The sequence below is a fragment of the Actinomadura madurae genome, assembly GCF_900115095.1.
Classification (GTDB): domain Bacteria; phylum Actinomycetota; class Actinomycetes; order Streptosporangiales; family Streptosporangiaceae; genus Spirillospora; species Spirillospora madurae.
This window is the reverse complement of the sequence record NZ_FOVH01000033.1, coordinates 22,071-43,850: the sequence shown is the minus strand read 5'-3', so window position 1 is coordinate 43,850 and position 21,780 is coordinate 22,071. Positions and strand designations below refer to the sequence as shown.

At 70.5% G+C, this 21,780-nt stretch carries 12 protein-coding genes and 1 pseudogene; 2 read left to right on the top strand and 11 right to left on the bottom strand.

Annotation, left to right across the window (positions count from 1 at the left end; all coding sequences use genetic code 11):
* Positions 1-129: 129 nt before the first annotated feature.
* The 4 genes from BM339_RS52185 to BM339_RS46125 form a co-directional block, all read right to left on the bottom strand.
* Positions 130-252 carry a hypothetical protein gene (locus BM339_RS52185; RefSeq protein ID WP_256255873.1) on the bottom strand — a complete coding sequence of 41 codons (123 nt, stop codon included), beginning with the start codon at positions 250-252 and terminating at the stop codon, positions 130-132.
* Between the two features lie 6,765 nt (positions 253-7,017).
* Positions 7,018-7,893, bottom strand: coding sequence for a YwqG family protein (locus BM339_RS46135; protein WP_075024962.1), 876 nt, complete (start codon positions 7,891-7,893; stop codon positions 7,018-7,020).
* An 820-nt stretch (positions 7,894-8,713) separates the two neighbouring features.
* Positions 8,714-9,655, bottom strand: coding sequence for a D-alanine--D-alanine ligase family protein (locus tag BM339_RS46130; RefSeq protein ID WP_021598160.1), 942 nt, complete (start codon positions 9,653-9,655; stop codon positions 8,714-8,716).
* A 35-nt stretch (positions 9,656-9,690) separates the two neighbouring features.
* Positions 9,691-10,923, bottom strand: a complete 1,233-nt coding sequence (locus BM339_RS46125) for an aminotransferase class I/II-fold pyridoxal phosphate-dependent enzyme (protein ID WP_024936613.1) — start codon at positions 10,921-10,923, stop codon at positions 9,691-9,693.
* Between the two features lie 262 nt (positions 10,924-11,185).
* On the opposite strand from BM339_RS46125, the gene BM339_RS46120 reads away from it, so the two are divergent.
* Entirely contained in the window at positions 11,186-11,803 is a 618-nt protein-coding gene (locus tag BM339_RS46120; RefSeq protein ID WP_021598158.1) for a hypothetical protein, read from the top strand.
* A 95-nt stretch (positions 11,804-11,898) separates the two neighbouring features.
* On the opposite strand, the gene trxA is transcribed toward BM339_RS46120, so the two are convergent.
* A complete protein-coding gene (gene trxA / locus BM339_RS46115) occupies positions 11,899-12,213 on the bottom strand; it encodes a thioredoxin (RefSeq protein WP_024936614.1) in 315 nt (104 codons plus the stop codon).
* Between the two features lie 119 nt (positions 12,214-12,332).
* On the bottom strand, positions 12,333-13,286 hold the full coding sequence (trxB, locus tag BM339_RS46110; protein WP_021598156.1) for a thioredoxin-disulfide reductase: 954 nt from the start codon (positions 13,284-13,286) through the stop codon (positions 12,333-12,335).
* A 152-nt stretch (positions 13,287-13,438) separates the two neighbouring features.
* Here trxB and BM339_RS46105 point away from each other — a divergent pair, with 152 nt between their 5' ends.
* Entirely contained in the window at positions 13,439-14,011 is a 573-nt protein-coding gene (locus tag BM339_RS46105) for a dienelactone hydrolase family protein (RefSeq protein WP_075024954.1), read from the top strand.
* Positions 14,012-14,235: 224 nt separating this feature from the next.
* On the opposite strand, the gene BM339_RS46100 is transcribed toward BM339_RS46105, so the two are convergent.
* The 5 genes and pseudogenes from BM339_RS46100 to BM339_RS46080 all read right to left on the bottom strand — a co-directional run bounded on the left by BM339_RS46100 (position 14,236) and on the right by BM339_RS46080 (position 21,780).
* On the bottom strand, positions 14,236-15,003 hold the full coding sequence (locus tag BM339_RS46100; RefSeq protein WP_021600292.1) for an anti-sigma factor family protein: 768 nt from the start codon (positions 15,001-15,003) through the stop codon (positions 14,236-14,238).
* Positions 15,000-15,625, bottom strand: a pseudogene (gene sigM, locus BM339_RS46095) (RNA polymerase sigma factor SigM). The gene BM339_RS46100 and the pseudogene sigM overlap by 4 nt, the downstream one beginning before the upstream one ends.
* A gap of 171 nt (positions 15,626-15,796) precedes the next feature.
* Positions 15,797-17,410 (bottom strand): protein kinase family protein, encoded by a 1,614-nt coding sequence (locus BM339_RS46090; RefSeq protein WP_024936616.1) that lies wholly within the window; start codon positions 17,408-17,410, stop codon positions 15,797-15,799.
* Between the two features lie 163 nt (positions 17,411-17,573).
* Positions 17,574-19,259 (bottom strand): murein biosynthesis integral membrane protein MurJ, encoded by a 1,686-nt coding sequence (murJ, locus tag BM339_RS46085; protein ID WP_256255872.1) that lies wholly within the window; start codon positions 19,257-19,259, stop codon positions 17,574-17,576.
* 46 nt (positions 19,260-19,305) lie between these two features.
* Positions 19,306-21,780 carry a DUF6049 family protein gene (locus BM339_RS46080; RefSeq protein ID WP_075024953.1) on the bottom strand — a complete coding sequence of 825 codons (2,475 nt, stop codon included), beginning with the start codon at positions 21,778-21,780 and terminating at the stop codon, positions 19,306-19,308.

The following is a 21,780-nucleotide window of genomic DNA, read 5'->3' as shown; positions in this document are numbered from 1 at the left end:
GCCGTAGAGCCGTAGAGCCGTAGAGCCGTAGAGCCGTAGAGCCGTAGAGCCGTAGAGCCGTAGAGCCGTAGAGCCGTAGAGCCGTAGAGCCGTAGGCCCTTCCCCGTGAGCCGGTGACCGTCCTGGGCTTCATCCGATGTCCCTGACCATCGTGGACGGGTCCCGCCGCGCGGTTCGCCCCCGATCCCGCAGCACCCGCCCCTCCACCAGATACACGTCCAGCACCTCCACCACCGGACGCGGCAACGGCACATCCAGCGTCCGCCCACCCTTACCGAAGATCCGCCAGCGGGGAGCCGGGGGGCCTGGATTCGTCAGCTGACCCCGTCGCTGCGGTCAATCGGCCCGGCTCCCTACAGCCCACCGCGGCGCCGGCGCCGCGCAGCGCGCTGGCGAACTCCGGCTCCCGATCCCCGCATAGCTGAACGGAGACCCGCGCCCGTCCAGGTACTTTCTCTAACCCGAGGGCTGCACCGCCACAACGAGGCCTTCGCCACGGTCGATAGAGAGAACTGCCCGCTGGCACGTCCGCGTTCGTGAGGGGGTGAAAGTGGCCAACAGTGAGCGCACGGACGAATCAGACTGCACACGGAGAGGGCGCGCCCTAGAACACTTGGCCCCGGCCTGGCGCCAGCCGCAGTGGTCGGGCGAATTGCTCCCGCTCCCGACCGAGACTTCTCGAAGCAGCGCCGCAGGGCCACAGCGCCACAGCGCCGCAGGGCTACAGCGCCGCAGGGCCACAGCGCCGCAGGGCCACAGCGCCGCAGGGCCACAGCGCCGCAGGGCCACAGGGCCACAGGGCCACAGGGAGGACGACACCGCTGCGGTCACGCATCGCCGGCCTCCGAACCCCGACATCCGCGCCCGGCCGTCGGCGCGGGAGACCGGCCGGTGGTGACCGCTCGGCACCGCAGTGGGCATGCACGCGGCTCCGCGGCCCGCCCGAAGCAGCCCCACGCGGCTCCTGCCCGAGCGACGTCCCCAATTCCCCGCCCCAGATCCGGACGTTGGTCACGGCAATGTACGAGCGAAAGCGCCGCTGGACGTTCTCATCTACGGGCGGACGCCGACCCGGCGGGCGAATACCGGCCGCCGGCTTCTCCGCAGGCGCGCTCACTTGCCGCCATCCATCAGGAGCGCTGTGGTGAAAGAGGTCCGCGCCCGACGACCGCCGCCTCGTCCTCCCGTCGCGTGATTCCACGCAGCCCGGTGAGCGCACGCGGACACATAGAGAGGTCGCGGTGCCGTCCATGACGCTCCCCAGCTTCGGCGAGACCAGCTAAGTCCACCCCGATTGGCCGCAATCAACTCGCCGATCATTCTTTAGCCGGAGTGGCGAACAGCAGGGAGCTAAACCTCTGCGCACGGCCGCCGCTCGCTCACACGGCGGATCGCCAGGATGGTTCCGGCCACGTAGAGGACGCCTCCGTGCCGGTGTCGTGCCGCATGACCAGACTCTCGCTGGCACCACCGAACCCAATCCCGGTGCACACCACGAAGCTGGGCACCGCACGGAGTGGACCCGACTCCCAGCGACGTCAGTCCCGCGCGCCCTCCACAGGCCCTATTCAGACACCAGCCAGAGGAACTCCCGGCTCGGGCGTCCGGAAGCACCCAGCGTCTCGGCCAGCCGCCATCCTGGCTCGGGCGTGCGGACGGCGCGCAGCGGCTCGGCCAGGGACACCCCCCGGCTCTGATGTCCGGATGGCGCCCAACGGCTCGGCCAGCTCCCGGGCGGTACCGCTGGGCACGACCGGCTTGGTGACGCTGGCGTAGTCGATGATCTCCCAGTGCTCCAGATACTCGGACGTGTGCCTGGCCGCCCGCAACAGAACCGCGGCCGTCACGAAGGAGTTGCCTGCGACGATCACTTCGCCCCGCGGTCGTGTGCCAGCCGGTCCAGGTCGGTGTAGTCGTCAGCGGTCAGCCTGCTTGATCCGACCACCACATGCACCCGGCCCGTACTGCCGTCCGCGCGTTCTTCTGGCGGCGGCATTGGCGTGGTCGACCACTACGTCGGCCGAAGTGGCGTCGAGCGCCTCGGCGACGGACCAGTAAACCGCCTCCAGCGTTCGTCGAGCCGACAGCCGTCGCCAAACTCTCCCCAGACGCCGAACGCGAGACCCCATCGGCCAGCGTCAGATCATCGGCCTCGCAATCGCAGTCACAATCGGTGCCGCCGTCCACCCGGCCACTCCGGCAAAGTAAACGTTGATCGTGCCGTCACTGTGGGCACCCCCACGGCTGCCCTCTATTTCTCCACCAACCTGCACGAAGCACCGCATGGAGAGCCGACGACCCCACGGAGAAAGCAGCCTGTGCCCAGCAGGCGGCGATCCTTCAGCGCGAGAAGGGGGCGCCCCAACGGAACGCTGCCCGGGGAGTCGACGACCCACGGGGGCAGCTCCTGCCCGCGCGCGATCCTGGAGCGCAAGCAGGACGCCTTATCTGCAGCAGCAACCCGTCGACCAAGTCAGCCCTGACCTGAGCGCGACGGAGTTGGACATGCTCTCCCGGTCGTTCCGGCCGGCGCAGGATCTGGCGCTGGGCGCAGGCCCCCGGCCACGACGGCGTGGTGCTGCATCGCACCATCCAGGCGCTGCCAGCGGCCAGGCCCAGCGTTGCGGGCGCCGCTGGGCCGGTTGTCGCCGCAGCCGCCGCAGCCAGACGCCAACCGGGTTTCACGTGAAACGAAACCTCCGATCCAAGCCGAGAGTCTGACGCTCAGCCGCCCTCTTCGGCAGCCCGCCGCTCGCGTGACTGCAATTGGGCCGTCGCACCGTCGCCTCATGCCGGTGGTGTTGATTGTGGTCCAGGCGTCGTGGACGCCGAGGGAGTTCCCGCACGCCCGCCCTCGGGGAAATCACCGGCGGGCCGCCCTGAATACGTCCGGGGCGCCCGCCGCGCCAGCTCTACCACCAAATGACCCTGACTTTGTGCGTGGCCGATCGGTGCCGCTCGACCCGTACGCGCCGATGGCGAAGTACTGACCGGAGTTCGCCGCACTTGGAGAGCCAGCCGGGGACTCCCCAGGAAAGCAGCCCTTGCGCGGCGATCCTATGAGTGGGCAGGACGATTCATCTTCAGCAGCAAGATCCGTTCACCATGTCAGCTCTGGACTGAATAGGGCGGCTCAGACCTCCTCCCCCGCTGTTTCACGTGAAACGAAGCCTCCGATCGACGCGGCGAGTCCGAGATCCGCTTGCCTCCCTCTGGCCACCCGCCGCTCACGTTGCTGCAATAGGGGCCGCTGCTCCGTCTAGTCATGCCCGTGGGATGGGCGCATGAGCGACTCTCGAATTGGCGCCCGAATCGCGACGTGATCAGCGATCGTCCACTGGCGATGCCATCGGGGCGCCGACTCGAACCGTCAGCCGCATCTTGTGCCGCCACACGGCGTTCTTCACCCCCACGCGGCATCGCGCGGATCGAGTGGGCGCTGACCGACCATGCCAAGATCTAGAGGGTTAGCCGCGCATTCCAGCACGCCTGGCCGACTTGGACATCAGACAAGGTTCTCCCGGCCCCGCTGGCCGTGGACCGATGGCAGAGCCGAACGCCTCCATCGCACCTGGCTACCAAACGGACCTACCGGCGCCCCTACCTACACCAGTACCGACCGACGCCCCAAGCACTCAGGCCCTGGCTGGAGCACGCCAAACCAAACGCCTGCACTCAGCCTGGGCAGCCAACCCCACCCGACCACTACCAAGATCATGACCGAGTGCAGCACGTGGCTGGCTGGGCGGTAGACGTCCCCCGCTTGCGGCACCCGGGGGGTGCCGGTGGTCGCAGATGACGACCCGCTGGAGGTCGAGGCGACAGCCGTCATACCCCGCGGACACCGCTCCCACTGTTGCCTGTTGCGGTGTCAGCCGGGCGTGTGGGGCCCGGCCCCGTAGCGTGCACCGCTGGCGGTGGAGAAGGCCGGGGCTCCACTGACCCTGTCGCCGGAGGGCAGGTCAGCGCCGTCTACCCGAAGCCAGGCCAACGGTAGCGGGGGCAGCCGGGTTATCCCCGGGCGCGCCGAGACGGCCGCCACGATCTCGCACATGTCGCCGACCTTGAGGTCGGCGTGCAGCCACGCCCAGCGCTGCGCGTTTCCGTGTCCGTAGACGCAGGCAGACGCGCCGGGCGCGCCGCCAGGACGAGAATGCGGTCGCAGACCGCGCCTTGGTGGTGTTAATGGTGGTGCAGGCGCCGTGGACACCGAGGACAACGCACGCCCGCCCACGGTGGATCGCTGGCAGGTCGCCGTGAACGCGTCCAGGACGCACGCCGCGTCAGTTCCCCAACTACTAGATGACCTTAATTCTGCGTGTGGCTAAGCGTGGGCTGCCCGATCTCTACTTTTACCGTCGCCGGCACCGGCCCGCTGTCAGACCTTGCCGTGGTCCGCACCGATGGATCCACCCCCCACGGCCCGGCCACCCTTGGCGGCGCCGACGACGTGGTCGTCGGGTAACTGGTCGTGGCACTCGGCAACCTCCTCGGCTGGCCGGGTCGGTGGCCGCCAAAGTGGTGTCGGCGCTCAGCCGGTACCTGCCGATCTCGTGGCCCGCCTGCTCCGGGGCCGACGTGGGGGCGGGGCTCATCCCACCCGAGGGCGCTGCCGGCGGGCGACGGGCCATTGAGGACGACATTCACTCCGTCCACTATGTCGGCCCTGGAACCGAGCAGGAGGAGTCAGGCATCCTCTCCCGTTGTTTCACGTGAAACGGGCCCTTCGACCGAAGCCGCGAGACCGACATTCGCCTCGTCTCTTGCCGTCGGCCGCCGGTGACGTTGCCGCTGGCGCAGGGCGGCGCTCGGTTGGGCGAGCCGCCTGACCCGCGCCCGGCGCTTGCGGGGCCCACTTGGGCGCTGAGGGACGTGAAGCTCGCTGACTCATACCTGTGGATGGGCCGACACGAATCGGATCTTCACTGATGATCTGGTGGCCACATCAAACTGGCGTGCCGTGGCGGGCGCCTGGCCGAGGTGGCGAGAACCGCTCGTGCGGCAGACCGTCCTCCGTTCCCGCGTCCGCGCTCGTGACCTCTGCCGCCATCGCCGCGTCGTTGGCGGCCCTTCCCCGTCTTGGGCAGCACCGCTTGGGCCGGGCCGCTGGCCTGGGAGCCGCCGTCGCGACCGCGCCGCGATCGTCTGTCATACATCCCCCGGGTCCCCACGATCGGTTCTTCCCTCTCCTTCTCGGCGGCTTCCTGGGGCCCGTGTCAACGGCGGCCCTCGACATGGCCACGTCCCCAGGTGTGACGGACCGGCCGCGTGCTGCCGACCCTGGGGCCAGTAGCTGGCGGCCGGGCGCTCCCCGCGTCGGCTGCCAGCCACCGGCCATGTAGGGCCAACTCGACGTACCACCACTGTGGCCACCGCGAGGGCTGAGCCGGCTCGGGCCATCCATTGCCGCCATCCCTACGGCTCGCCCGCAATGGCGCGTGCGTGCGCATCGCCGCGTCGGCTGCGGCATTGGCAAGTGGCCGGGTGCTTCCCAACAAGGTGGCCCTGTGGCCGCCACCATGGCATGACCAGACTGCTGTTGAACGGGTGGTGGGACGGGCGGGCTCGCCCGTGGCTCGCCGCCTGGGCGAAGCCGGTGATCAGCGGTATTTCGTGTATCGGTGATTCACCGAACCTGGCCGCGCGTGTCGTCGGCCCGCCTGAGGAGCGGGAGCATTACTCCCTCAGCTCGTGGCCGATCCGCGCGTGGGTCGTTGGCCGTCGGTCCGGTGGCCTTGCGGTGGTCGGGACTCGTCGACCGGTTGCGGGCGGCGAATGCCGATTTCAGCAGCTTTGGCCCGGGCATGAGGTGGCGGTCCGCCCTGCCGACCGTAAGACCATCCTGCATCCGCGGGTGGGTCGACTGCTAAGGACTGCGAGACCCTGCTCATGGTCGACCAGCGTCAGCAGTTGCTGGTGCTCCTCCCTCTGGGCCTTTGCCGAAGAAGTCTCGCCTAACGCCGCGCATTGTTCGGTCGCACCGGGAGGCAGCGCGGCACCCGTAAACCGGGGCTACGGGTGCCGCTGCGCGTTTACGCCGACCATCAAGTCTTGGCCACGCCGTCGGCATTCCAGATCGCCGTCGTACCGCTTTGCTGCTGGGACGGAGGCTTCGCGGGGAGGAGGTGTCGAGCGCGTCGGCGTCGGCGCTGCTGCATCAGTGCGCTTTTCGGGCACGGGCGATGGGTTCGTGAAGATCGGCTTGAGCTGTCGAACGCGCGGGCCAAGACGTTGTGGAGTGCCGCAGTCACGCGGACAGGATCGGCCTCGGCGGGGCGGGCGCATCGGGGGATCACGGCGACACGGTGGTCGCGAGCCAGGCGGTCCGGTGTGGGCCTAGACATCGGCAGTCGCCCAGCACAGCGTGCATTGCGGCTACCCGGCGATCGCTCTAGAACTTCCCGAGCACCATGCGAGACGTCCTTGTGGCATGGTGGCGGCAGAAGCGGTTCGGTGACCGCCCAAGGGACACAGTGGCGGGGTGTGTTCAGCGACGGACCGTCCCGCCGTCGGGCGAAACTGTAGATGCAGCGGCCTGGCGTGACAGGAAGCTGTGACCACTGGAGCACAGGCTTTCCTGCCCTGCGCGCGGGTCGTGGGAAGCTCACTGGGCTACATCTCGACCGATGGGCTGAAGAACCTCATGACCAGGCTCGGGCAGGACATCACCGATACCTGCGCAGTGGATGTGGTGGTGGCCGCCGGCGCCGTACTCGTCATGGTCATGCCCCATCGCTCTATGGCGTCTCGCGCTCAACCTGCCCGGGGGAGAGTGAGGCCGGTGGGGCTGTGGTTGTGGTGGCGTCGCGGCCCATGGTCAGCGCGCAGGTCGGCGGACACCGCTCCGGGGTGGAGTGACCGCGACCGTCAGGAGTCGGGCGCCAGGGAGAAGACCCGCGGCGGCCCTGCGCACCGTGCCTGCACGTTCACCGCCGAGCCATCAAACCCGCCAGGCCCTCCGTCCGTCCGCACCGTCCTGTTCTCCGACGGCGCGTACGGTCGTTAGAGCGGTTGGACTCAGTGGCACTGCCAGGTGAAGCGGGCCTTGTCGAAGCGATGGGCGGCGAGGTCTTGGGCGGTGGCCAGCCAGTAGAGGACGCCCGCATCACCCCACATCATGTCGGCGTCGGTGTCGCCCGCGAACTGGGCTAGGAGTTCCCACCGCGATGCTTCGGCGAGGATGTCGTCCAGATGCGGATTGTCGGGAGTGAAGTCGTCGATGTCCCAGTCCGGTGGGAAGTCGGCGACCTCATACTCGACCTCGCCTTGGACGTTGCTGGGCAAGCCGCCCACCTGATGTTTGTGGGTGGAGCACAGGTCCCGTACGGCGTCGTTGAACTCGGCGTACATCGGGTCGGTGTCCAGCGTCTCGGGGGCGATGCCGAGCGGTTCGTACATCTCGAAGGTGTCGATCAGCGGCAGGGCAACGGCTGGTTCCGCGCGGAGCGGCACCTGCTTGTAGGGCTTCAGAGGGCTCGGTGCCCGGCGTGGCTGTACGGGTGTACCCGCAGGGATGTGCAGGAGCCGCGATCCGGGCTGGGACTCGGGTTCTGATGGATGAACCCAACTCCCGTAGTTGTCGGCCTGCCCGTCGAAGTAGAAGAAGAGCAAGGTGCCGCTCGCGGGCAGCGCCAGCCCCGTGTGAGTCGTCGACAGTGGACGGCAGTCGAGTGCCGCGACGAAGGACAGCGGGCCGTGACCTTCCCACACTGGCCAATCGGAGGTCTCCGGAAGCTGTGGTTCGCCGCCCAGGACGCCGATCCGGTCGTCTCCGGGTTGAGCGGCCGAAAGGATCTGGCCCGACGGTCGCAACAGTGAGCTGTAGCGGTCCGCAAGATCGGCGGGGAGCCGTTCCCGCGCCAGCCCGCTGATCTCGGAGAGGCTGATCATCATGCGGCGGAAGTATGCCAAACCCGGGTGACACGGGCTGGAGGGATCACTGGCCTCGCGTCGATCGAGGCCGCCTGTCCCTGGCTCTGCGCCGCAACTTCCGATATCGCCAAATCGCTGCGCCACCGCCTCATGCCCTCGCCATGTTCCGACGCGACTACGACGAGCCGGCTGGACGCCAGAGGCTCGCGCGCCGGATGCGAGGTGCCTGGCATCGAGGTGGGTGCCGCCAGCGTCCCTACGTATCCGCGCCACCCCTTCGTCGCCACGACGCGCGTGGCCTTTGGTGCCCATCGGTTGTCGCTGGATCGCTCTGCACCTGCTTCCGGGCGGTCCTGGCCACATGCCCGCCGCCCCGACAGGTCCAGCTCATGTTCACCTGCATCGGTTGCTCTCACTTGCAGAGGCTGCGGCGACCAATGAGCCACACAGCGCCCCGTCTGCAGGCTTACCAAGGTGTTGGACGTTCAGGCTGAATCGGGCGAACGACTGTATGGACGGTGTCCACTTCCGCCGAGATCGTCCCGCTGCTGAGGCGCGGGCGATGGCGCCCGGTGATCTGTGGGGTGGTGGAGGTGGGTAGGCGGCTTGGGATCTTGTCTCCTTGCCGGAGGCGGGCTCGTCGGCCGGGGTGGTGTCCAGGCGGATGGGACCCGATCCGTGCACGTACGGCTTCCTCACCGGCACAGTCGGCCTCGGCATGTCGTTCATTGGCGTCGTCACGCGGGCGGGGCGGCGGGGTGGCAACGACCCGCCTCTGCGTGGTCGGCGGACTGGACGTCTATCTGGGGAGTGGTTCTGCCCGTGGGGCTACGCGGGGGTGTTAGGGGAGGTGGGCCTGAAGGAGGGATTCGCAGACTTCGCCCAACTCCAGGCCGGCGACGCTGACGGCTCGGGGGAGGAGGCTTGTCTCGGTCATGCCGGGGGCGACGTTGACCTCTAGGAAATGGACCTCGCCGTCCTGGGAGACGATGAGGTCGGTGCGGGACAGGTCGCGGAGGCCCAGGGCGCGGTGGGCGGTGACGGCGGCGGCGGTCGCGCGGGTGGACGCCTCGGGGGTGAGGCGGGCGGGGGTGACGAACTCGGTGTCGCCGGCGTCGTAGCGGGCCGTGTAGTCGTAGATGCCGCCGGGGGCGACGATCTCGACGGCGGGGAGGGCGGTGGGGGTGCCGTCGCGTTCGATGACGCTGACGGACACCTCGGTGCCCTCGATGTAGCGCTCGACGAGGGCGGCGTCGCCGTAGGCGAAGCAGCCGACCATGGCGGCCGACAGGCCGGACGCCTCGTGCACGACGGAGGCGCCGAGCGCCGAGCCGCCCCGGGTGGGCTTCACGAACAGGGGGAGGCCGAGGCTGCCGACGATCTTGTCCATGACCGATGTGGCGCCGAGGTCGTGGAAGACCTCCTTCGGCAGCGCGACGGAGTCGGGTGTCCGCAGGCCGGCGCGGCGCACGACGGACTTGGCCGTCGGCTTGTCCCAGGCGACGCGACATGCGTCAGGACGGGCGCCGACGTAGGGGACGTCGAGCAGTTCGAGGACGTCGCGGATGGAACCGTCCTCCCCCGCCGCGCCATGCAGGACGGGGAACACGACGTCCGGCGGGTCGTCCGTCAGGGAGTCCAGCAGTGTCGCGTCGGCGTCGCGGAGCTCCACGGGGATGTCGCGGGCGCGGAGGGCGTCCGCGACACGGCGTCCGGACCGGAGCGACACCTCTCGCTCGTAGGAAAGTCCCCCGGCGAGGACGACGACATGCCCGAGTTCCAATGCAGGTGCCCCTCAGCGTGTTTCACGTGAAACGGTCAGACGACGTCCGGACCCGGTGCCTGGACGCCGGTGGAGGTGTCGCCGACCGCGCCGCCGAAGGTGTTCCGGAGCTGGATCTCCTGCTCCACCACGCCGGCGAGGCGGCGGACGCCCTCGCGGATCCGGTGGGGTTCCGGGAAGCAGTAGGACAGGCGCATGTGCCGGTGCCCGGTACCGTCCGCATAGAAGCCGGTGCCGGGGACGTAGGCGACCCGCTCGGCGATCGCCCGCGGCGCCATCGCCTTGGCGTCGAGGCCTTCCGGAAGTGTCACCCAGACAAAGAAACCGCCCGCGGGGCGCGTCCAGGTGCAACCGGCCGGCATCAGCTGGTCAAGGGACTCCAGCATCGCGTCACGGCGGGCCCGGTACAGCTCGCGGAAGTCCTTGATCTGCTCCCGCCACGGCTGGGTGGCGAGGTACTCGCGAACGGCGAGTTGCGAGAAGTTCGAGGGGCACAGGATCGCGGACTCGGCGGCCAGCACGAGCTTGGCCCGCACCGCATGCGGCGCCAGCACCCAGCCGACGCGCAGGCCGGACGCGATCGTCTTGGAGAACGACCCCAGGTAGATGACGCGCTCGGCGTCGTCCGCGCGGAGGGCCCGCATCGGCTCGCCGTCGAAGCCGAGGAGGCCGTACGGGTTGTCCTCGATGACGAGCACGTCGTACTCGGCGCAGATCTCGAGGACCTGGGCGCGCCGGGCCGTCGTGAGCGTGACCCCCGCGGGGTTCTGGAACGTCGGGACGGTGTAGAGGAACTTGACCCGCCGGCCTTCGCGACTCAGCCGCGACAGGGTCTCCCGGAGCGCCGAGGGGATGAGGCCGCCCTCGTCCAGCGGCACGTGCACGACGTCGGCCTGGTAGGCGGCGAACGTGCCGAGCGCGCCGACGTAGGACGGGGCCTCGGCGAGGATGACGTCCCCGGGATCGATGAAGATCTTGGTGATGAGGTCGAGCGCCTGCTGCGCGCCGACCGTGACGACGACGTCCTCCGCGGACGCGTGGACGCCCTCAAGGGACATCACCTCGCAGATGTGCTCGCGGAGCAGCTCGTCCCCCTGGGCGGAGCCGTACTGGAGCACCTCGGCGCCCTTGCCGGCGACGAGCTCGCCGACCATCTGGCCGACGGCGTCGAGGGGGAGCGCCGACACGTACGGCGCCCCGCCGGCCAGCGAGACCACCTCGGGACGGGCGACCATCGCGAACAGAGCCCGGATCTCGGACGGCACCATGCCGGCGGCACGGGCGGCGTAGCGATCGGCGTAGGCATCTGAACGCGAGTGCTGTTCCACGAGGCACCTCCGAGGTGGAAATGGCTTCCCTGCAAACTACGCCATGGTCATCGCGGCGACGCCCGCGGGTGTGGCGAGCCGCGGGGTTGGGGAAACTCCTGTCCGATACGATGCCCGCGGGTCCCGGAAGGTTGCCGGGAACTTCCGCCGCCACGGGTTCCAGGCCCGACGGGCGAGGATCGCAGCAGGGGGTGCCGACCCGGTGTCGCGTCGTCTCGTCAACATCACGCTGGACAATCTCGGTGATCTGCCGCACCGCTGTCGCGGCTGCGTGTTCTGGGAACTCGACCCGGTGAGCCGGGAGCGGGCGCAGGACAGCGGGGACGCCGGTCTGGAGAAGGAGGCGTGGATCTCCTCGACGCTCCTGGAATGGGGCAGTTGCGGGAAGATCGTGTACGTGGACAACGTCCCGGCGGGGTTCGTGATGTACGCGCCGCCGCTGTACGTGCCGCGCTCGGTGGCGTTCCCGACGAGTCCGGTCAGCGCGGACGCGGTGCTGCTGATGACCGCGCACATCCTGCCGGAGTTCGCGGGCGGCGGCCTCGGCCGGATGCTCGTCCAGGGCGTCGCGAAGGACCTGACGCGCCGCACGGTGAAGGCGATCGAGGCGTTCGGCGACCTCAAGGGCGAGGAGGGCGGGTGCATGGTGCCCGCCGACTACCTGCTGTCGGTGGGGTTCAAGACCGTCCGGCCGCATCACCGCTATCCGCGGCTGCGCCTTGAGTTGAAGTCGGCCCTGTCGTGGCGTGAGGACGTCGAGGTGGCGCTCGAACGGCTCCTGGGCTCCATGACTCCCGAAGGGGCACTGCGGCCGGTCTGAGGCGATCTGAGCCGGTTTGAACGACGTGTGGCCCGCACTCCGGACGGAGTGCGGGCCACACGCTTTCGCGCTCGCCGCGGGAGACGGGAGGCGGCTCAGATGAAGTCGGCGAGGTCCTTCAGCAGGGCGGCCTTCGGCTTGGCGCCCATGATCTGCTTGACGACCTCACCGCCCTTGTAGACGTTCATCGTCGGGATCTGCATGACGGCGTACTGCTGCGGCACCTTCGGGTTCTCGTCGATGTTCAGCTTGACGATCTCGATCTTGTCGCCGTGCTCCTTGGAGATCTCCTCCAGGATCGGCGCCACCATCCGGCACGGGCCGCACCATTCCGCCCAGAAGTCGACGAGGACCGGCTTGTCGTTCTCGAGGACCTCGGTCGCGAAGTCGGCGTCGGTCACGGCTTTCATGTTTCTCCCTCTGTTCTCGCGCGGGCGGGACCCTTCCCCCGCCCGCGATGCGGCTCGTCCGTCCTGTGGTGGGCATGGCCGGTCGGCGGGCGGGGTCCGCCCTGCCTCGCGGTGGTGGGTCAGGCCTGCGGGACGGTCTCGGCGGCGTCCTGGTCCTGGAGCCAGCGTTCGGCGTCGATGGCGGCCGCGCAGCCGCTGCCCGCCGCGGTGATCGCCTGGCGGTAGATGTGGTCGACCACGTCGCCGCAGGCGAAGACGCCGGGGATCTTGGTCTTCGTCGTCGGAGCGTCGACCAGCAGGTAGCCGTCGGTGTCGGTCTCCAGCTGCCCGGCGAACAGGTCGCTGCGCGGGTCGTGGCCGATCGCGATGAACAGGCCCGTGAGCTCCAGCTCCGACTCCGCGCCGGTCTTGGTGTTGCGGACGGTCACGCCGGTGACGCGGTCGTCACCGTGGATCGCCGCCACCTCGCTGTCCCACAGGAACTGGATCTTCTCGTTGGCGAAGGCCCGATCCTGCATGATCTTGGACGCGCGCAGCTCGTCCCGCCGGTGGATCACCGTCACGGAGCGGGCGAACTTGGTCAGGAAGATCGCCTCCTCCATCGCGGTGTCACCGCCGCCGACGACGGCGATGTCCTGCTCGCGGAAGAAGAAGCCGTCACAGGTCGCGCACCAGGAGACGCCGCGTCCGGAGAGCCGCTTCTCGTCCGGCAGGCCCAGCTCCCGGTAGCCGGAGCCGGTCGCGACGATCACCGTCCGGGCGAGGTAGGTCTCGTCCCCGACCTTGACGACCTTGGGGTCGGCGGTCAGGTCCACCTCGGTCACATCGTCGGTGACGAGCTCGGCACCGAACCGCTCGGCCTGCTTGCGCAGGTTGTCCATCAGGTCCGGACCCATGATCCCGTCGGGGAACCCGGGGAAGTTCTCCACGTCGGTGGTGTTCATCAGCGCACCGCCGGCCGTCACCGAACCCTCGAACACCAGTGGCTTCAGGTCGCCGCGAGCCGCGTAGATGGCGGCCGTGTAGCCCGCGGGACCGGACCCGATGATGATGACGTTACGGACGTCGCTCACAGTTCTTGCCTCTCCTCGTTGGCCGCCGGTGCCGCACGTCCGGCCTACCAGTCGCGTCAACCGATCCTAGGGCCCGAGGATTCCCGGCACGCGGGGACCGGCCGCGCGCCGGCCCGCCCGGCGCTGTTCAGGGCTGCTCTAGGGTGTGGCCCATGGCACGCATCCTGCTTCTCCACTCGATGTACGGGCTGCGGCCCGCGGTGCACCAGGCGGCCGACCGGCTCCGCGCGGCCGGGCACGAGGTGCACGTCCCCGACCTCTACGACGGGCGTGTCGTCGACGACGCCGAGGCCGGGATCGAGATCAAGGAGGAGATCGGACGGGACGAGCTGCTGCGGCGCGGGGTCGCGGCCGCGGCGCCCCTGATGGGCGACGGCGGGCTCGTCTACGCGGGGTTCTCGCTCGGCGGCTCCATCGCCCAGAACCTCGCGTTCGCCGACGAGAAGGCCGGCGGGCTGCTGCTGATGCACGGCACGTCCGACATCGCGGAGGGCGCGTCCACCGACGTCCCGGTGCAGCTGCACGTCGCCGACCCCGACACGTGGGAGCCCGTCGACTGGCTGAACGCCTGGTACCTGCAGATGCGCAAGGCGGGCGCGGACGTGGAGGTCTTCCGCTACCGGGGCGCCGGCCACCTGTTCACCGACCCGGACCTGCCCGACTACGACGCCGACGCCGCCGAACGCGCCTGGACGATCGCCCTGGACTTCCTGGCCACCCTCTGACCGACCCGCCCCCGCACGACCGGGCCCACCCCCCAGCACCCCGAGTATTCGGTCTGCTGGTGCCTGACGCGGTGCCTGACGCGGTGCCTGGGCGTGGGGTTGGTGCGGTGCTTGGCGCCTGGTGCGCGTCGCGAGCGGAACACCCCCGGCCGGAGGTGGTGAGAGGGAAGGCCATGGACGGCGGTCGGGGCGTCCATGGCCTTCGGATATGTGTGAAGCCTGCGTCAGGCGTTGGTGAGTTTCTTCAGCAGATGGTGGTTCTGGGCGGTGCAGTCGGGACCGACGACCCAGATGTTGTGCTTGCCGGGCTTGTCGCCCTTCACGGCGATGACGATCGCCGGTTTCCCGTCGTACTTCGCCTGGTCGACCAGCTGGAGCGACTGCTTGTTGGCGACGCTCGTGACGCATCCCCGGAGACGGGCGTCGGGGGGTGCGGCGCTCGCGCGGAGCTCCTGCTCGCCACCGATGACCTGGCCTACCTGGTCGCCGAGAGTCCCGGAACGGTAGTCGGTGCCGCTGTGAGCGACCTTGAACGCCGGCTCCGGGGCCGCCACCTTCGGGTTCACACCCGGCGGGGCCTCGCCCGATGCGCGGTCCTGGGCCGGGTGCCGGGCCGCCCCGTCGGTGCCGTTCGCGCCGTCGAGCGCGATCTTGCCGACGGTCGCTCCGCCGCCGACCACGATCACCGCCGCCGCGGCCGCCGACAGTATCCGCCAATGCCGCCTTCCGCGCCGCTGTTCCAGGCTCACCACGGTGGCGGTGTGCATCGACTCCGCCGCGATGGCGGTGTCGATGCGCTCGGCCAGTTCGGCGGGCATGGACGGCACGGGTGCCTCCGCCAGGATCCGGGAGACGTCCGCAAGGTCGGCGGACAGCTCACGGCAGTCGGCGCAGGTGTCGAGGTGCGCGTTGACGGAGGCGGCTTCGTCGTCTTCGAGTAGTCCCTCGGCCAGGTCGGCCAAGACGTCGTAGTCAAGGTGTGCGGGGTTCACTTGGGCATGCCACCTCCTTCCACACCTCCGACGTTTTTGCGTTCCCGTCGGTTCCGGTGGTGGACGAGAAGGGGGGCGAGCCTGGCGCGACCCCGCGCGCACCGGCTCTTGATCGTTCCGGGTGGGACCTCCATCACCTGCGCGGCGTCGTCGACGGAGTAGCCCATCATGTCGACGAGGACGAGGGCGGCGCGCTGCTCGAACGGCAGCTGCTCCAGGGCGGTGTGGACGTCGAGGGACACGCCGTGCGCGTCGGTCGGGTCCGGCATCTTGGGCGCGACGGCGTCGAACGTCGCGTCGTCGCCCATCGGCGTCGCCGGGCGGACGGACTTGCGCCTGATGCGGTCGAGGCAGGCGTTGACGACGATGCGGTGCAGCCAGGTGGTGACGGCCGCGTCGCCGCGGAACCGTCCGGCCGCGCGGAACGCCGAAAGGCAGGCGTCCTGCAGCGCGTCCGCGGCCTCCTCCGGGTCGCCGAGCGTCCGCAGCGCGACCGCCCACATCCGGTCGCGGTGCCGGTGGACGAGTTCGGCGAAGGCGTGCGGGTCCCCCTGGGCGTGTGCCGGGCGAGGAGCTCCTTGTCGGGCACCTCGTCGACACGACGCATGCTCACCGACGTCATGAGCGACCGCTTTCTCGTTCGGGACGCCAGGCCGGCGCCGGACGTCCTCGACCGGCTGCTGAGGTAGGCACCAAGGATTCCTGGGGACGAGGGGACAAAGTAAAGTGCTCACAGGCACGATACAGACATGCGCCGCTCCACGTCACAGCTCAGGTGACGGGCGAGAGACGATCAGCCCGCCTCGCCGTAGACGGTGATCTCGCCGAGCCGTCCCTTGAACGGCCCGCCGGGCAGCTGGGTGAACCACACGAGCACGTACCGGCCGGTGGCCTGCGGGTTCGCGGTGATGGTGATCTCGCCGCCGTTGGGGGCCTGCTCGCCGACCCGTTGCAGGGCGGTCGGGGTCTTGGAGTCGCCGACCCGCACCTGGAGCGTCCCGCCGGTGACCGGGGAGTGGATCTTGACGTCGGCGACCTTGACGGGCTTGCCCATGTCGAGCAGGACGCCGAGGCCCTTGGACAGCCTGCCGAAGTCGGCGCCGTTGTAGCTCTGCGTCTCCCACTGGCCGGAGGCCTTGCCGTCGGTCAGCGTGGACAGGTGCTTGCCGATCGTGTCGTCGCCGTTGCCCGCGGCGGTGCGGAGCTCGGCGGGCTCGATGTTCTGCGGGGTGAGCTTCGCGACGGACGGCGTGACCGGAGCGCTCGTCTTGCCCTTGTCGGTGACGCCGCCGTCCTTGGGGTCGTCGCCGCCGCTGTTGCTGGACAGCGCCCAGGCGCCGAGGCCGACGATGACGGTCAGCGCGGCGGCCGCGACGCCGAGGAGGGCCCGGTTGGCGGGACGTTTCGGTGCGCCGTGCCCGTGCGCGGGGCTCGTCCGGGTGGACGTGGCGGCCGGCGGCGGAGGCGGGGCGGCGTGCCGCTGGGCACGCGACCGCGGCGGCGGGACGTGCGAGGGCGTGGACGCCTCGGGCGCGGGCGGCCGGTGCGGTTGCGTCGTCGCCGCCGTCGACGGGGTGGCGGGACGCCGGGGCGGGGTGGACGCGGGGGACGCGGGGGACGCGTGGCCGAGGCCCGCGAACAGCGGCAGCGGGGTGCGCGGGACGCCGCGCAGCGCCTTGGCCAGGTCGGCGGGGGCGGCGAGCGGTTCGGCGGTGCCGATGCCGAGGCAGCGGCAGACGATCGCGTCGATCGCGTGGGAGATGCCGGCCTGGACCTGGCGGGGCGCGTGCGGGACGCCGTCGGCCTCGGGGGCGGCGGGCAGGCCGGAGCCGTCCTCGTCGCCGGGCCAGTGGGCGGTGAGCGCCGCGTACAGCATCCGGCCGAGGCCGCGGACGTCCTCGGCGGCGGGGTCGTCGGAGTGCCGGTCGCCGAGGACGGCGTCGATCGCGACGCCGAGGAGCTTGACGGTGCCGCCGGTCGTCCAGACGAGGTCGCGGGGGGTGAGGCAGAGGTGGGAGAGGCCGGCGGCGTGCGCGGCGGAGATCGCCTCGGACGCCTCGTACAGCAGCGTCGCGGCGCGGCCCGGTTCGAGCGGGGCCTTGCCGAGCATGCCCTCCAGCGTCTCGCCGGCGACCCACTCGCTGACGATGTAGGCGCTCTCGCCGGAGTCGTCGGCGTCGAACACCTGGGTGAGGCGGGGGTCGGTGAGCCGGCTGGCGGAGCGCGCGGACGTGACGGCGTCGGCGATCCGGGGGAATTCGGGGTCGAAGGTGCGGACGGCGACCGCCCGCGCGAGGATCTCGTCGATCGCCTTCCAGAGCGACGATCCGCCCGAGTCGCTGATGCGCTTCTCAAGCCTGTAGCGGCCGGCGAGACGTGTGCCGGGCTCGATGACTGACGTGCTCACGGCAACGTCCTGCACAGGTGGTCAGATCCCATGTTCGTGGCGTGGCAGCTTACGCCTCCGACCCTCCTCTTTGCGTTCCCCAGGGTGTCGCCCCGCAAGCCGTAGTCCCCCACATGGTAGTGGTTACTCGCACCAGTGGCCCGTCTTATCGCCGCGCGTCCTTTTACTTTGCCCGACCCGGCAGGCGCCGCGCGAACGTGGCGAGCGTGGTCTGGATCTCCTCGACCCGCATCAGCTTGGCGAAGAACACGTAGAGCAGCCCGCCGCCCACGGATCCGGCGACGAGGGTGGCGAGTGCCGGCAGCAGCGTGTCGGTGCCGGCGAGGGCGTCTGCGACGGTGTGGGCGGCGTAGGCGAACCCGACGAGCGGCCAGATCGCGACGAGGAGCTTGAGGTGGCCGCCGACGATGCGGCGGCCGTCGATGCCGCCGAGTTTGCGCCGCAGCACCAGCCAGCAGGTGATCGTCCCGACCAGGTTGGTGATCGCGAACCCGCCGGCGATGCCGACCACGATCCACTTGACGTCGAGGACGTTGTAGGCGGTGAACGCCATGACGATGTTGGACGTGGTGACGACGAGGCCGACGAGGGCGGGCGTGCGGGTGTCGCCGTGGGCGTAGAAGACCCGCAGCATCAGCTGGTAGATGGAGAACGGCACGAGCGCGATCGCGAACATCTGCATGACCCGCGCGATCACCAGGGCGTCGTCGGACGAGGTGTTGCCGTGCGCGAACAGCACCGTGGTGATCTCCGGGCCGAGCACCAGCATCAGCGCCGCCGCGGGCATGATGATCACCGAGGAGAGCCGCAGGCCGCTGGAGAACGCGGCGCGGACGTCGGCGGTCTTGCCCTCGGCGGCGAACCGGCTCATCCGCGGCAGCAGCGCGGTGATCACCGACACCCCGACGATCGCGTAGGGGAGCTGGAAGAGCTGGTAGGCGTTGAAGTAGGGGGTGTAGCCGTAGCCCTCGCCGAGGCCCTCGTCGACGGCGAGGTTCCCGGCCCGGTTCGCGAGCGCGGTGACGACGGCGAGCGCGGCCTGGGTGGCGACGACGTACAGCAGCGTCCAGCCGGCCATCTTGCCGACCTCGCCGATCTCGCCGCGGCGGAAGTCCAGCCGGGGCCGCCACCGGAACCCGACGCGGCGCAGCGACGGCCACAGCGCGACCGTCTGCAGGACGATCCCGCCGGTGGTGCCGACCGACAGCAGCAGCATCTGCCCGTCGGAGATCGAGGACGGGTCGACGCGGCCGGTGGTGATCGCGAGGAACGCGCCGCCGATGGCGATCACGACGATGTTGTTCAGGACCGGCGCCCACATCGGCGCGCCGAAGCTGCCGCGCGTGTTGAGGATCGCGCCGGCGAACGCGCCGACGCCGTAGAAGAACAGCTGCGGCAGGAAGAACTGGGCGAACAGGATGGCGACCTCGCGCTGGTCGCCGGTGTAGCTGCCCGCCAGGACGCTGATGAACAGCGGCGCGAGCAGCACCGACACGACGGTGAGGGCGCCGAGGCCGATCACCGCGAGGGTGAACACGCGCTGCTCGTACTGCTCGCCGTAGGCCTGGTCGCGCTGCTTCGCCCGGACCAGCAGCGGGACGATGACGCTGGTCAGGATGCCGCCGAGCAGCAGGTCGTAGATCTGGTTGGGGATCGTGTTGGCGGTGTTGTAGGCGTTGGCGAGCAGCCCGGTGCCGAGCGCCGCGACGATGACGGCGGTGCGCAGGAAGCCGGTGACGCGGGACGCGAGGGTGCCCACCGCCATGATCGCGCCGGACCGCAGGATGCCGGACGCGCCCTTCCCGGAACCGCCGGAGTCACCTGAGCCGCCGGGGCCCGGCGTGTCCACGATCGTGGTGTCGGCGACGGGGGAGCCGCCTCCGGGGAGGGGCAGGTCAATCGCCGTCTCGGCGGCGGTGCTCGCCGCGCCGGGCGGCCTGCCCGTCGGCGGCGGGCTCGGGTATCCCTGCGGAGGCCGGGGGCTCTGGTACGGCGGGCCCGGGTGCGGCTGGGCCGGGCGTCCCCGGTCCGGCGGGCGGGGCGGCGGGGGACCCTGGGGAGGAGGTCCCTGGGGCGGGGGGCCCTGCGGCGGGCCCTGCGGGGGGCCCTGGGGAGGGCCCTGGGGAGGGCGGGGCCTCTGGGGATGGCCCTGACCCGGATACCCCGGGGAATTCGGCGGCGGGTATCCCGGCCCCTGAGAGCCCGGAACCGGGGAACCCGTCCCCTGGTTCCCCTGGCCCTGCCGATCCCATTCCGGTCGGTCCGTCACCGGCTGCCTCCGCTTTCCGGCGGCGCCTCGCTCTGATGGCCCGCACTCCGACGCCCACGAAGAGTACGGCAAGTCCGCCGCCCGTGATGAGCAGGGCGATACGCCCGTAGCCGGTGACGGTGACGGCGATGCTCTCGCCGCTGCCGTACGTCCGCCCGCGCGACTCCGGGATCTGCAGCTCCAGGTTGACCTTGAAGTTGCCGTTGCCGGCCGCCTGCGCCGGGATCCATCGCTGGGCGCGCTCGCCCGGCCGGAGCTCGATCAGCGCGTCGTCGGGGTCCAGCCCGCCGAGCCGGAGCTTCGCGGTGTTCTCCGAGGTCACGACGAGCCTGACCGCCACCGCCTGGTCCTGCAGCGTGTTCTCGACGAGGACCGGCAGCCGGCCGGAGCTGCCGCCCATCAGCACGCGTTTGTTCTTGGTGGTGACGACGCGGACCTTGCGCATGTCCCACTTGAGCTCGTTCTCCAGCTCGTTGCGCGCCCGCTTGGCGCGTCCCGGGGAGGACCTCCATGCCACCGACTCCATGCGCAGCACGGCCCGCTCGTAGGAGATCTTGACCGGGCCGGTCATCACGGCCCGGAACGCCGCCGCCCGCTCCGCGATCGCCTGGGTGTGGTCGAGGTGGGCGTCGCCGAGCTCGTAGCGCTGGTAGGGGTCGGGGTAGCCGTTGAAGACGCGTTGCTGCGGCGCGGTCGACTCGATCTTCCGCAGCGGCACCTCGCGCAGCCAGGCGGCGCCCTTGGTGTAGCTCAGCAGGCTCTTCGCGAGGCCGTCGGCGGGGTTCCAGTACCGGTCGGGGGCGACGACGACGGTGCGCTGGGCGTTCGGCGCCTCCCCCGCGATCACCGCCGTCTCGGCGAGGAAGCGCTGCTCGCTGAGCAGGGCCCCGGACGCCGACCTCGCCCCGTCGCTGACGATCTGGTTCATCGTCTGGTCGAAGATGAGCGTCTTCTTGACGCCCAGGTGGGTCTGGAGCGCGCTGGCCGCGTTCGGCTGCGCGCCGTTCGCCGGGTTCTGGAACTGCGAGCTGTTCATCAGGAACGTCCCGCCGTCCTTCAGCGCGTACTTGGCGAGCTGGTCGAGCGTGCCGGGCCCGCCGGCGCCGGCGGCCGGCCAGGCGACGTGCGCGTCGGGCGCCCGGCCGAGGATCTGCGCCACCACGCCGGTGTTGCGCTGGTCGAACGCGGTGCCGATGTCGCGGGTCGTCTTGCGGCGGACGAGGGCGGTGACGTCGGGGTCGCCGTACGGGAGGACGAAGTAGGGGTCGCCCTTGGAGGCGTTCTTCAGGGACGTCAGCCATTCCGCCGCGACCCGGCTCTTCTCCTTGCGCGTGGCCTTCTTCGCGCCGGGCGCCCGGACGTAGTAGTCGCCGGCCGCCATCCGCTGCACGTCGTCCAGCAGCGCGGGGTCGATCGCCCAGGTGAGAGGGGTGTTGGTGCCGGCCGCGGCGTCGACGAGCCGGCGGAGCCGGCCGCCGGGCGACAGGTCCGTGGTGAGCCGGTCGTCGATGAAGGTCTGGTCGTTGGTGCGGTGCATCCGGTCGATGAGCGGCACGATCCAGCCGACCGCCACCGGCTTGAAGCGGCGCTGCTTCGGCATGAGGGTCAGGAAGGTCGTCAGGCCGCCGACCACCTGCTGGGCGGAGTTCAGCACCTCGACGCCCACCGGGTAGACGCCGGGGGTGCCGGCGGGCGCGCGCAGCCCGAGCTGCCTGGCGCTGGTGCGGAACGTCCAGTTCTGCTTCACGCCGGGCCCGGCCGCCTCCGCGAGCGGCTGCTGCGGGCCGACGTTGGGGAGCGCGCTCGGCTGGCCCTTCGCGATCTGGTCGAGCTGGATGCGGCTGGTGACGGGCTGCGCGCTGTACCGCAGCCGCAGGGTGAGGCCGGGCAGCTGGCCGTCGGTGCGGTTCTTGGCCACCCCGGAGATCTCGATCTTGGAGTTCTCGCCGACGGTCTTGGGGGTGACCTTCGTCAGCGCCAGCGCCACCTGCGCGCGGGCGAGCGCCTGCGCCCGGGTCGGCGGCCGGGCACCGGCCGGGGGCGCCAGGGCGGCGGGAGCCGCCATCGCGAGACAGGGCAGCAGCGCGGCCAGCGCCGCCAC

Excerpts from the sequence above, each read along its gene's own strand:
- BM339_RS46135 (WP_075024962.1), bottom strand. The coding sequence starts at position 7,893 with ATGATGATCAGCCTCTCCGAGATCAGCGGGCTGGCGCGGGAACGGCTC.
- BM339_RS46125 (WP_024936613.1), bottom strand. The coding sequence starts at position 10,923 with ATGGTGCCGTCCGAGATCCGGGCTCTGTTCGCGATGGTCGCCCGTCCC.
- BM339_RS46105 (WP_075024954.1), top strand. The coding sequence starts at position 13,439 with ATGGCACGCATCCTGCTTCTCCACTCGATGTACGGGCTGCGGCCCGCG.
- trxA (WP_024936614.1), bottom strand. The coding sequence starts at position 12,213 with ATGAAAGCCGTGACCGACGCCGACTTCGCGACCGAGGTCCTCGAGAAC.